The following is an 11,768-nucleotide window of genomic DNA, read 5'->3' as shown; positions in this document are numbered from 1 at the left end:
GGATCTACTGAACGGCGTGTCCAGGCAGGGTGGCAACCGCAGTGCAAGTAGATCCACGCCATGCGTGGATGGTACCCACCGGCGCCCAGGAATCATCCCGCCGCCGCACTGACCCGGATCGCCAGCAACTCGCCCCCGCCCTGCAACGCATGCCTTTGCCGTTCACCGGCCGCCAACCACGCGGTATCGCCAGCGTGCATCGGCGGCAGACCGCTGTCAGCTCCAAATTCGGCATGACCGGCCAACAGGTAAAGCGCCCAGGCCACGCCTGGTTCGCAGAAGAAGAACATGCTGCCCACCAGTGGCCGGTGCAGGAGTTCGGCCTGCAGCAGGTCGCGCTTCCACATCAGGTTGAAGTCGTGGGTGGTGCCGTCGACCAGTTCGCCGTGCAGCGTTTCCTCGCCCGCAAAGCGCACGCGCCCATGCGGCGGCAGGACTTCGGCCACGCGGCCATCCTCGAAGCGCAGGCGCACGCCATTGCCCTGCAGCAGCACCAGCTCGCGCTCCACGCCGGGAAACGCGGAGAACGCGGCGTCCAGCTCGATCTCGGCCACCGACAGGCGCAGCGCCCAGTCGTCGCCCTGCGCGGGCAGGCGCAGGATCTCGCGGGTCCAGCCCAGGCCGTTGCGCCAGCGTTCGCGGCGGTAGTCCAGGCGTGAGATGACCTGGCTCGGAGTGTGCAGCAGGGAGTCGACGTTCATCGGCGCATTGCATCACGCCGCGCGCCATCGTGCATCACCGCGTGGCGAGCGTGCCCTGGCCGCCGCACCCGCCGGCCAGCAGCTGCGAGTGTTTCAACCAGTCCTGGTCGGGGTAATAGGCGAACACCATCGTGCCGCCACGCAACGCATCGATCAGTGGCTTGGCCACCGACAGGCGCACCGCCGGGCAGCCCAGGCTGCGGCCCAGCCGCCCCTGCAGCTGCGCGGTGGCCGGGTTCACATACGGCGCGCCGTGGATGACGATCGCGCGATCACGCGCGCGGTCATTGAAGCCCGGCTCCAGCCCGGCCAGGCGCAGCGAATAGCCGTTGCCGCCCATGTAGGTCTCCTGCGCGGTGAACGCGCCGAGGCTGGACATGAAACTGCCATCGCGGTTGGAGAAGTGCTCGGTGCGGTTCTCGCCGCTGTTGCGGCCATGCGCCACCCATTCCTCGAACAGCAGGCGCTGGTGGGCCAGGTCGAACACCCACAGGCGCGGCTCGGTGGACGGTCGCGAGTAATCGATAACGCTCAGTCGGTCACCGTTGATGCCAAGCTCCGGCCGCTGCAACGCACAGCGCATGGCGCGCGCCGCCAGCTGCAACACGTGGCGGTCGGCCTTGGGCGCACTGCGCGACAGCAAGGCAGCCAGATCTTCGGCACTGGTGGCGAGGGCGGGCGTCTGTGCCAGCGCCGGGGCGCTGGCCGAGGTCGCCAGCAGGCCGAACGCGGCCAGCCGGCACAGGCGGGATGCAGTCATGGGCACAACGAAGGGACTCAGTTGCCCTTGAGGGTGGACCCTGGCGGCTCGGATTCCAAGACCGGCTGCATTCCGGATTCAGCCGGGCTTGGGCGGACCGCCGGCAGCGAGGTCACCAGCAGGGTCGTGCCTGGCACCAGCACCCGGTACAGCTGGCGGGCGAACTCGGCCGGCAGCGCCATCGGCAGCGAGGGCGTGGCCAGCAGGTCCGGCGTGGCCTGGGCGCGGTCCTGGCCCAGCAACGGGTAGGCCGTCCACTGGTGCAGGCGCTGGTTCGCGTCCAGCGGGCTGGGCGTATCGCTGAAACCCTGCCCCATCACGAACAGGGTGGTGCCCTGGAAGGCCGGCAGCGCGTCGGCCTTCAGCGGCGACTCGCCGATCATCACGCCATCGCGCAGCACGTACAGGCGCTGGTCGTGCAGGCTGACCAGGATGCCGACCTGCCCGGCCGGCGCCGCGCTGTCGTTCCACCAGGCCTGTGCCGGCGCCCCACCCTCCGTCTCCGGCAGGGCCTGGCCGCGTGCATTGACCGGTGCCAGCACCGACGGATAGGCCAGGGTCATCGGCGAGCTCTTGGCATCGGCCACCACGACGGTATCGCCGCGCTGGGTTTCGCTGAACAGCTTCTGCGCGAAGGCCTGCGGCAGGCGCACGCAGCCGTGCGAGGCCGGATGCCCGGGCAGGCTGCCGCCATGCAGGGCGATGCCGTCCCAGGTCAGCCGCTGCATGTACGGCATCGGCGCGCTGTTGTAGAGGTTGGACTTGTGGTCCTTGTCCTTCTGCAGGATGGTGAACACACCGGTCGGTGTCTCGTGCCCGGCCTTGCCCGAGCTGATCGTGGTCAGGCCGATGGCAATACCGTTGCGGTAGACGTAGGCACGCTGCTCATCGAGGCTGACCACCAGCACGATCGGGCCGGTCGGCGAGATTTCCGGATGCCACAGGTATTCGCCCGGTTTCAGGTCGGTCGGCCCGCGCACCTCGGCGGTGCCGGCAGTGGCAGCTGCGGGCTTGGCAGCCGGTGCCGGCGCAGCGGCATGGGCCAGCAGCGGCAGGGCCAGTGCAAGAGCGAGCATCAGAGTGGTTGGACGGTGCAGAAGCATCCAGCGGGGGTCCTTTCCATGCGGAGCCGCCACCGTACACCATCGGCCCGTGGTGGCCGCGGCAAAACCTGGCGCCGGAAATGAAACTGCCCGGCGACACAGCCATGTGTCGTACCGGGCAATCGTTACGTCCTTGTCGGCCTGCTGCCGCCCCTCGCATCCTGCGCTGTGGGGGAAGCGTTGCGTCCTGCACGCGGCCGCGTCTGTCCTGTTTGTATCTCAGCCCCTTCCACAGGTCTGTGATGCCACCATCCTGGTGATTGGTGCCGCATCCTGCGGCGGTCGGTGGTCACGGCCGTCCTGTCCGTGACCGCTGAACCAGCCTCCTGCCGGTTCCGACGATTCCTGCTGTCAGCGCCTGGGTACGGTCCGCACCGGTACCGATCCGGGTACCGGATCCGCCGGCAACAACCTGTTGCCTACGGTGATCCGCTGTCGATTCCGTTCGACGATCGCTTTCCCTATCCCCTTCACCTGCGCCAGGTCCTCGACGCGATGAAACGGGCCGTGTCTGCGCCGGTGCTCGACGATCGCCTCGGCCTTGGCGGCTCCGACCATCGTCAATCCCTGCTGCAGCGCCTGGGCATCGGCGCGGTTGATGTCGATCGGTTCGGCGGCATGCGCCCCAGCGATCCCCACTACCAGCACCAGTGCCCTCAACACGACACTCCAAGGCACGACGTGTATCTCCCTGTGATTCTGGCCGCCCCGACCGGCAATCCCGTCGGCAGGAACAGTGTCCGTCACCACATGTGCACAGCCTATCGGTTTCCCGGATTTCCGTAAGCCAGCCAAATACCCGACGTGATGTAGGAAAAACCCTACCCGTGGCACAGGCGTAGAATGGCCGGATCAGCCCATGCAACCGGAGTTTCAGATGGACAGCGCCAAGCTCGGCCAATTCGTCAATGACAAGTGGGACAGCGAAATCGTCCCGCAGTTGGTCGACTACATCCGCATTCCCAACAAGTCGCCGATGTTCGACGCCAATTGGGTGCAGAACGGCTATATGGAACAGGCGGTCACCCTGATGGAGAACTGGGCCAGGGCCCAGCAGCTGCCCGGCCTGAAGGTTGAAGTGGTGCGCCTGGAAGGCCGCACGCCGCTGATCTTCCTGGAAATTCCAGCGACCGGCGCCGAAACCGGCGACGACACCATCCTGCTCTACGGCCATCTGGACAAGCAGCCGGAAATGACTGGCTGGGATGACGATCTCGGCCCGTGGACGCCGGTCCTTCGCGGCGACAAGCTGTATGGCCGCGGCGGTGCGGACGACGGCTACGCCATCTTCGGCTCGCTGGCCGCGGTGCTGGCGCTGCAGGCCCAGGGCCTGCCGCACGCCCGCTGCGTGGTGCTGATCGAGGCCTGCGAAGAGTCCGGCAGCTACGACCTGCCGGCCTACGTCGACCACCTGGCCGAGCGCATCGGCAAGCCCTCGCTGGTGGTCTGCCTGGATTCGGGCTGCGCCAACTACGACCAGCTGTGGTGCACCACCTCGCTGCGCGGCCTGACCGGCGGCAACTTCACCGTGAAGGTGCTCAACGAAGGCGTGCATTCCGGCGATGCCTCCGGCGTTGTGCCGTCCAGCTTCCGCCTGCTGCGCCAACTGCTGTCGCGCATCGAGGACCAGGACACCGGCCGTATCCTGATCGACGGCATGAACGTCGAAATCCCCGCCGAGCGCCAGGAACAGGCCAGGCGCGCTGCCGAAGTGGTCGATACCGAGATCTTCGAGAAGTTCCCCATGGTCGACGGCCTGCGTCCGATGAACGAGGACCTGACCGAGCTGGTGCTCAACCGCACCTGGCGCCCGGCGCTGTCGGTCACCGGCGTGGGCGGCATGCCGCCGCTGGAATCGGCCGGCAACGTGCTGCGCCCGCAGACCTCGGTGAAGCTGTCGCTGCGCCTGCCACCAACCGCCGATGGCAAGACCTGCGGCGAGCTGCTGAAGGAAGCGCTGCTGCGCGATCCGCCGAACGGCGCGCAGGTCACCCTGGACCTGGAAAAGGCCTCTACCGGCTGGAACGCCCCGGCGATGGCGCCGTGGCTGACCCAGGCCATCGACGACGCCAGCCAGGCCTTCTTCGGCAAGCCGGCGATGTACATGGGCGAAGGCGGCTCGATCCCGTTCATGGGCATGCTGGGCGAGAAGTTCCCGGGTGCGCAGTTCATGATCACCGGCGTGCTCGGCCCGCACTCCAATGCGCACGGCCCGAATGAGTTCCTGCACATCCCGATGGGCAAGAAGGTCACCGCCTGCGTGTCCAAGGTGATCAGCGAGCACTACGCCGCCAGCCTGCGTGGCGAGACCAGCGGTTCGCCGGTGGCTGCCGACAGCGGCACCCGCCACGGCGACCACGGCTGCTGCTGATCCGGCACCGGTGACGGACGCAGCCTGGCCTTGCTAGGCTGCGTCCACACTCAAGCGGAATCCGCGCGCATGAATGGTCTGTTCGGCAGCAGCAGCTGGTTGTACATCCTGCTGGTCGGCTTCTTCGTCGGCCTGCTCGGGCGTTTCTTCATGCCCGGCAACAACCGCATGGGCTGCCTGCTGACCATCGTGCTGGGCATCCTCGGTGCGCTGCTGGCCGGTTGGTTCGGCCAGTACATGGGCTGGTACGCCCCCGGCGAACCGGCCGGCTTCCTCGGTGCGGTGGTGGGCGCGGTGGCCGTGCTGGCCGTCCTGCGCCTGTTCAGCGGCCGCCGCTGACCCCGTCCCCCTTCCCTTCCTGTTCCCGACGTTGGCGCGCCCAGCGCCCCCGGATATGCCCGCATGACCGAACCCGCCTCCGATCCCCAGCGCAGCGCGCGGCGCCTGCAATGGGCCCGTACCCAGCTCGACGATGCCAGCGCGGTGGTCGAGCGCGCTTCGGTCGATGCCGGCATGCGCAGCTACTGGCGCACCACCAGCACCCGTGGCAGCCACATCGTGATGGACGCCCCACCGGGGCTGGAAGATCCGCGGCCGTGGCTGCGCATGCGCGGCCTGCTGCACGACCACGGCCTGCGCGTGCCCGCGCTGTTGGCACAGGACCTGGAGGCCGGCTTCCTGCTGCTGGAAGATCTCGGCGGTCCGACCCTGGCCATGATCCTCGACGCGCGCAATGCCGATGAATGGTTTGGCCGCTCGATCGAACAGCTGCTGCGCCTGCAGGCGATTGCGGTGCCAGCCGACTTCGGCCAGTTCGGCGAGGCGCTGCTGCAACGCGATGCCGGGCTGTTCGACGAATGGTTCCTGCAGCGGCACCTGAACCTGGAACTGGACTGCGGTGAGCTCGAGGGGCTGCAGCTGGTGCATCGCCGGTTGATGGACAACGCGCTGGGCCAGGCCCAGCTGATGACCCACCGCGATTACATGCCGCGCAACCTGATGCCGGTCGACGACGGCCCCGCGGTGCTGGATTTCCAGGACCTGGTGCGTGGCCCGATCGCCTACGACGCGGTGAGCCTGTTCAAGGACGCCTTCCTGAGCTGGCCGCTGCAGCGCGTTGACGAGTGGCTGGCGCAGTACCACGAACGCGCGCGCGACGCCGGCCTGCCGGTGCCCGACCGCGCCACCTTCCTGCGCGATGCCGACTGGATGGGCATCCAGCGCCACGTGAAGATCCTCGGCCTGTTCTGCCGCCTGCGCTACCGCGACAACAAGGGCCATTACCTGGACGACGCACCGCGCTTCATCGGCTATCTGGATGAAGTGCTGCCACGCTATCGCGAGCTGGCTCCCCTGCAGCAGCTGCTGGAAAACCGCATCAAGCCGGCGCTGGCCGACCTCGGCGCACCAATGCGCGTGGCCCGATGAAGGCGCTGGTGTTTGCCGCCGGGCTCGGCGAGCGCATGCGCCCGCTGACCCTGCACACACCCAAGCCGCTGCTGGAAGTGGCCGGCAAGCCGTTGATCGTCTGGCACCTGGAACGCCTGGCGGCGCTCGGCGTGCGCGAGGTAGTGGTCAACACCGCGTGGCTGGCCGAGCAGTTCCCGGCGACGCTGGGTGATGGCAGCCAGTGGGGCCTGCGTCTGCATTTCCTTTACGAAGGGCAGACCCCGCTGGAAACCGGCGGCGGCATCCTCAACGCATTGCCGGTGCTGGGCGATGCTCCGTTCCTGGTGGTGAACGGCGATATCTGGACCGATTTCGATTTCGCCACGCTGCCGCGCGAGCCGCAGGGCCAGGCACACCTGGTGCTGGTCGACAATCCGGCGCAACACCCCAACGGTGACTACCGACTCGATGCGCAGGGCCTGCTGCACCACGACCACGCAGGGCCGTGCCTGACCTATGCCGGCATCGGCGTGTATCGCCCCTCCATCGTGGCCGACTGGCGCACGGTGATCGGCGATGCGCCGGGTAGCGAGCGTGTTCCGCCGAAGTTCTCGGTGGTGCCGCTGCAGAAGCGTTTCATGGCGCAGGGGTTGATGACGGGGCAGCACCATCGCGGGCGTTGGACCGATGTGGGTACCGTGGATCGCCTGCGCGCGCTGGATGTGGAGTTGGCAGCGAACGGCTGAGCCCCTCGTGGCTGGATGTTTTGAGAGCAGAAGCCTTGCTTGGCCGGGCGGGGTGGATTCGCGGGGACGCCATGAACCCGTCCCTGGGGGCTTGGCCGCGGCATCCATGCCGCGGACACCCCCGCGAACCCACCCCGCCCGGCCTCTGACAGTTTCCGTGCGCGTCCAGCCACGGAAGAAAGAAAGAAGAGCAAAAGCGTGTCGCTTCGCTGCGCTTGCTCCAGTGACGACCAACGGTCGTCACCCACCACAAGCAAGACACGTGTCGACCAAGGTCGACACCCACCAACAGCAGTGCAGTACGCAGTCCCGGCAGACCGCGGGAAGCTGTCGAAGGCGGGGTGGGTCCGGTTGCGGGGGCGTGAGCCGCATGGATGCGGCGACCGAGCTTACATGGACGTACTTGCAGCGTCCCCCGCAACCGGACCCACCCCGCCATCCCACGGATAGCCCGCTTTTGACGTTGACGTTGCTTCGGCTTCGGCGGGTGCAGGGCGCAGCCCTGCAAACAAACCCCACCCTCAGTAACGAGGCCGGCCTTCTTCCAGCACCTGGCGCAGGAACGGCACGGTGATCCGCCGCTTCGCCGCCAGCGATTCGCGGTCCAGCCAGTCCAGCAGGGTGATCAATCCACCCAGCTCACGGCCGGTGTGCGACAGCAGCCATTCGATGGCCGCTTCGTCGATGGCCAGGCCGCGTCGCAGTGCACGCTCGCGCAGCACCGCAGCACGACCTTCCTCATCCAGCGGCTGCAGCAGCACGCGCACGCACTGGCCCAGGCGCGAACGCAGGTCCGGCAGCACCAGGCCCAGCTCGCCCGGCGCCTTCTGCGCCGTGTACAGCACGGTTACACCTGCAGCGCGCGCGCGGTTGTGGAAATCAAACAGCGCGATCTCGTCCTCGCGATTGCCGGCAACCTCGTCCAGCCCGTCCAGCGCCACCAGTTCGCGTGCGTCCAGCCCATCCAGCGCTGCACGGACGCGGCCTGCTGCGCTGGCCAGTGGCACGTACGTCGGCAGGCGCCCGGCCTGCTCGGCGCTGGAGCACATCGCCAGCGCCTGGTGGGTCTTGCCGGTTCCCGCCGCACCTTCCAGGTAGACCCAGTCGTGGCTGGCACCAACCGCGATCGCGCGCAGCTGCGCCAGCGCGCCGTCCGGCGCGCCGATGAAGGTCTCCAGGCGCTGGTCCCGCGGGTAATGCAGGGCCAGCGGCAGTTGCGGCACACCCATCACTTCAGGTCGGGGCCCTTGTCGTTCGGAACGATGATATGGGGGGCGTCCACTACGCCATCAAGCACGATCGCCGGCTTCTCGCCCACGTACAGCTCGCTCTGGCGGTAGCGCTGATGCGCATAGCGCAGCAGCACGTTGGTCACCGCCGCCACCGGCAGCGCCAGCAGCATGCCGAGGAAGCCGAACAGCTGGCCGCCGGCCATCACCGCAAAGATCACTGCCACCGGGTGCAGGCCGATCTTGTCGCCGACGATACGCGGGGTCAGCACGTAGCTTTCCAGCAGCTGGCCCACGGTGAACACCACGCCCACCAGGATCAGCAGCTTCAGGTCGAAGCCCTGCGCCTGCACCAGTGCCGCGATCACCGCCATCAGCACGCCAGTGGTCGCGCCCAGGTATGGGATGAAGCTGATGAGGCCGGCAATCAGGCCGATCAGCAGGCCCAGCTTGAGGCCGACCAGCGACAGGCCGCCGGCATAGATCACGCCCAGCGCCAGCATCACCAGGAACTGTCCGCGGATGAACGCCCCCAGCACCTCGTTGGACTCGCGCGCCAACGCGCTGATGGTGCCGATGTGGTTGCGCGGAATCACCGACGCCACCCGCTCGACCAGCTTGTCCCAGTCGCGCAGGAAGTAGAACGCCAGGATCGGCAGCAGCAGGATGTTGACCACCCAGGTCACCATCGCAAAGCCCGAACGCGAGACGTAGCCCATGAATGTGGTGGCGAAGCCGCCGGCCTGCTGCCAGTGGCTGCGCACCCATTCGATCAGGCGGTCCGGATCCAGCCACTGCATCACTTCCAGGCCGGTCTTCTGCTCGAACCAGGGGATCCCCTTCTCCATCAGCCACGCCTGTGCCTGCGGCGCGACCGCAATCAGGGTGGTGATCTGGCGCTCGATCATCGGCACCAGCACCAGCAGCAGCGCCACGATCACCAGCACCATCGCAGCGAACACCAGCACCACGCCGGTCATGCGCGAACGGCCGGTGGCCTCGATGCGGTCCACCAGCGGATCGCCCAGCCACGCCAGCGCCAGCGCCAGCACGAACGGGGTCAGGATCGGTGCCAGCAGCCACACCACCCAGCCGACCAGGCCGGCAAACAGGATGTACTTCAGGCGGCGCAGGAACTGCGCGATTTCGGCTTCCGGGGTCAGGGTCATCGCAAGCGGTACTCGTTGCTGACCGGCGCGGCCACCGGGGCACCGGTGGTGTCATCGATCGGGGTCGGCAGGGCCGGCAGCGTCGCGCTGGGCACCAGCACGCCATTGTCGCCCAGCATGCGGTTGAAGCCGGCCAGGCCGGTGGTCATCTCCAGGCTCAGCTCCAGCTGGCCGGCCGAAGCGTGCAGCGGGGTGACGTTGCGCACCACCGGCACCTCGCGCAGGCCGGCGGCAAGGCGCAGGTAGTCGTCGGCACTGTTGATGCCGGTGACCACCACGCGGTAGGTCCCGGCCTGACCGACGGCGGCACCCGCCTTGGCATAGCGCTTGACCAGCGCGTCGGCGGCGCCATCGGCACCGGCGGCCATCGCACGCATGGCGTTGGCGTCCTTGCTGGTCCACTTGTTCAGCTCGCGGCCGTTGTCGACGAACACCCAGTCCGCCTGCCAGCCGCCGTTGGCGCGGTAGAGCTTGCCGATCAGCTGCATCGGCGGCGAGTAGCGCGACGAGGCGCGGGCCACGGCGGCACTGTCCTGGCGCCAGATGGCACCGGCCAGCGCCTGTTCGGCGGCACCGCCGCTGGGCAGGCCCAGCTTGTAACCCCGCTCGATGGCGCGGTTCAGCAGCGGGCGGGCGGCGTTGGCCTGCTGCACGCTGACCAGGCGCGGGCCACTGCCGTCGTCGACGGCCAACCACACCACCGGTTTCGGCCGCGGCTGCGGCCACAGCGGCAGGCCCAGCGCCGAGACCAGCGAGTCGACGTCATCCTCGCGGAAGCGGGCCACCAGCAGGGTCCTGAAGCTCGGCGCGCCGCTGGCGCCCACGCTCTGGTCCTGCTTGTAGTCGTAGCTGGCCACGTAGTCCTTGGCGTTGCGCAGCGCCTGCACCACGCCGGGGCGGGACATCACGTTGCGGTCGCCGGACAGTTTGCCCAGCACCACGCTCAGGGCACGGGCCAGGGCGCCGTTGCGATCGGTTTCGGCCTGGCTGTTGACGGGCACTTCGGCCTCGTACGCACCCGAGGCGGTGGCAACATCTCCCTCGGTGCGCAGGCCGCTCTGGGCCATCGTGGCCACCGGTAGGCTCAGTGCAAGGAGCAGGGTCAGAATCAGGCTGCGGCGCATCAGGACATCCATTGGCTCGACGAATCCGGGGGAATTGTTGCCCGAATACGGCCTTTGCGCCAATGCGGCCTGTTAAAATCGCCCGTTCAACCCCTGCCAGCGCCGACGCCCGTGACCAACACCCCGTCTTCCGCCCCCTCCCCCTCACCTACCGTGACGCGGGTGTCGACATCGACGCCGGCAACGCGCTGGTCGAGCGGATCAAGCCCCTGGTCAAGCGCAGCTTCCGCCCGGAAGTGATGGGCGGTCTGGGCGGCTTCGGCGCCCTGTTCGACCTGTCCAACAAGTACCGCGAGCCGGTGCTGGTGTCGGGTACCGACGGCGTGGGCACCAAGCTGAAGCTGGCCCATCAGCTGAACCGCCACGATACGATCGGCATCGACCTGGTCGCGATGTGCGTGAACGACGTGCTGGTACAGGGCGCCGAGCCGCTGTTCTTCCTGGACTACTTCGCCACCGGCAAGCTGGACGTCGATACCGCCGCGGCGGTGGTGGGCGGCATCGCCAACGGCTGCACCGAGGCCGGCTGCGCGCTGATCGGCGGTGAAACCGCTGAAATGCCCGACATGTACGCCCCGGGCGAGTACGATCTGGCCGGCTTCACGGTGGCTGCGGTCGAGAAGAGCGAGCTGAAGGACGGCGCCAGCGTGGCCGCCGGCGACGTGCTGATCGGCATCGCCTCGTCCGGCCCGCATTCCAACGGCTACTCGCTGGTGCGCCGCATCTACGACCGCGCCGGCCGCCCGGCCGATCTGGAACTGGAAGGTGGCGTGAAGCTGGTCGACGCGCTGATGGCACCGACCCGCCTGTACGTGAAGCCGATCCTGTCGCTGCTGAAGTCGCACGGCGATGCCATCCACGGCATGGCCCACATCACCGGTGGCGGCCTGACCGAGAACATCATCCGCGTGGTGCCCGATGGCCTCGGCCTGGACATCCAGGCCTCGTCCTGGACCCTGCCGCCAGTGTTCCAGTGGCTGCAGAAAGAAGGCGCGGTCGCCGACAGCGAGATGTGGCGCACCTTCAACTGCGGCATCGGCTTCGTGCTGATCGTGGCAGCGGAGCAGGTCGCTGCCGTGTCCGAGGCGGTCCAAGCCCAGGGCCTGGACCACTGGACCATCGGCCAGGTGGTCACCGCCGAAGGCGCCGAACGCGTCCGCATCGGCTGAACCCGAC

General features: G+C 68.0%; 12 protein-coding genes. 5 read left to right on the top strand and 7 right to left on the bottom strand.

Annotated elements, in window-relative coordinates; all coding sequences use genetic code 11:
• Positions 1-92 precede the first annotated feature (92 nt).
• From DL544_RS04910 to DL544_RS04895, 4 genes are all read right to left on the bottom strand, one after another.
• Entirely contained in the window at positions 93-701 is a 609-nt protein-coding gene (locus DL544_RS04910) for a HutD/Ves family protein (RefSeq protein WP_088496716.1), read from the bottom strand.
• 34 nt (positions 702-735) lie between these two features.
• Positions 736-1,461 (bottom strand): murein L,D-transpeptidase catalytic domain family protein, encoded by a 726-nt coding sequence (locus DL544_RS04905; protein WP_065185834.1) that lies wholly within the window; start codon positions 1,459-1,461, stop codon positions 736-738.
• A 17-nt stretch (positions 1,462-1,478) separates the two neighbouring features.
• Positions 1,479-2,564: a L,D-transpeptidase gene (locus DL544_RS04900; protein WP_065177935.1), complete on the bottom strand. Its 1,086-nt coding sequence runs from the start codon at positions 2,562-2,564 to the stop codon at positions 1,479-1,481.
• A gap of 351 nt (positions 2,565-2,915) precedes the next feature.
• Positions 2,916-3,242, bottom strand: a complete 327-nt coding sequence (locus DL544_RS04895) for a ComEA family DNA-binding protein (protein ID WP_032953992.1) — start codon at positions 3,240-3,242, stop codon at positions 2,916-2,918.
• A gap of 199 nt (positions 3,243-3,441) precedes the next feature.
• Here DL544_RS04895 and DL544_RS04890 point away from each other — a divergent pair, with 199 nt between their 5' ends.
• From DL544_RS04890 to murU, 4 genes are all read left to right on the top strand, one after another.
• Positions 3,442-4,935: a M20 family metallopeptidase gene (locus DL544_RS04890; protein WP_053496832.1), complete on the top strand. Its 1,494-nt coding sequence runs from the start codon at positions 3,442-3,444 to the stop codon at positions 4,933-4,935.
• Positions 4,936-5,004: 69 nt separating this feature from the next.
• Positions 5,005-5,274 (top strand): GlsB/YeaQ/YmgE family stress response membrane protein, encoded by a 270-nt coding sequence (locus DL544_RS04885; protein ID WP_005415577.1) that lies wholly within the window; start codon positions 5,005-5,007, stop codon positions 5,272-5,274.
• 63 nt (positions 5,275-5,337) lie between these two features.
• Positions 5,338-6,363, top strand: coding sequence for an aminoglycoside phosphotransferase family protein (locus DL544_RS04880; protein WP_065196589.1), 1,026 nt, complete (start codon positions 5,338-5,340; stop codon positions 6,361-6,363).
• Positions 6,360-7,070 (top strand): N-acetylmuramate alpha-1-phosphate uridylyltransferase MurU, encoded by a 711-nt coding sequence (murU, locus tag DL544_RS04875; RefSeq protein ID WP_065185833.1) that lies wholly within the window; start codon positions 6,360-6,362, stop codon positions 7,068-7,070. Before DL544_RS04880 ends, murU begins: the two co-directional genes overlap by 4 nt.
• Before the next feature lie 521 nt (positions 7,071-7,591).
• On the opposite strand, the gene hda is transcribed toward murU, so the two are convergent.
• The 3 genes from hda to DL544_RS04860 are packed head-to-tail and all read right to left on the bottom strand — an operon-like array spanning position 7,592 to position 10,604.
• Positions 7,592-8,299 carry a DnaA regulatory inactivator Hda gene (hda, locus tag DL544_RS04870; RefSeq protein WP_053500213.1) on the bottom strand — a complete coding sequence of 236 codons (708 nt, stop codon included), beginning with the start codon at positions 8,297-8,299 and terminating at the stop codon, positions 7,592-7,594.
• Positions 8,299-9,468 (bottom strand): AI-2E family transporter, encoded by a 1,170-nt coding sequence (locus tag DL544_RS04865; RefSeq protein WP_053500214.1) that lies wholly within the window; start codon positions 9,466-9,468, stop codon positions 8,299-8,301. Before DL544_RS04865 ends, hda begins: the two co-directional genes overlap by 1 nt.
• Positions 9,465-10,604: a DUF2066 domain-containing protein gene (locus DL544_RS04860; RefSeq protein ID WP_065185832.1), complete on the bottom strand. Its 1,140-nt coding sequence runs from the start codon at positions 10,602-10,604 to the stop codon at positions 9,465-9,467. Before DL544_RS04860 ends, DL544_RS04865 begins: the two co-directional genes overlap by 4 nt.
• A 50-nt stretch (positions 10,605-10,654) precedes the next feature.
• Between DL544_RS04860 and purM the strand changes: the two genes are divergently transcribed.
• A complete protein-coding gene (gene purM, locus DL544_RS04855; protein ID WP_176556900.1) occupies positions 10,655-11,761 on the top strand; it encodes a phosphoribosylformylglycinamidine cyclo-ligase in 1,107 nt (368 codons plus the stop codon).
• The last annotated feature ends 7 nt before the right edge of the window (positions 11,762-11,768 follow it).

This window comes from Stenotrophomonas sp. pho, from assembly GCF_006228405.1.
Taxonomy (GTDB): Bacteria; Pseudomonadota; Gammaproteobacteria; order Xanthomonadales; family Xanthomonadaceae; genus Stenotrophomonas; species Stenotrophomonas sepilia.
Note: the sequence above shows the minus strand (reverse complement) of the source record. Positions and strands in the feature narration are given on the sequence as shown.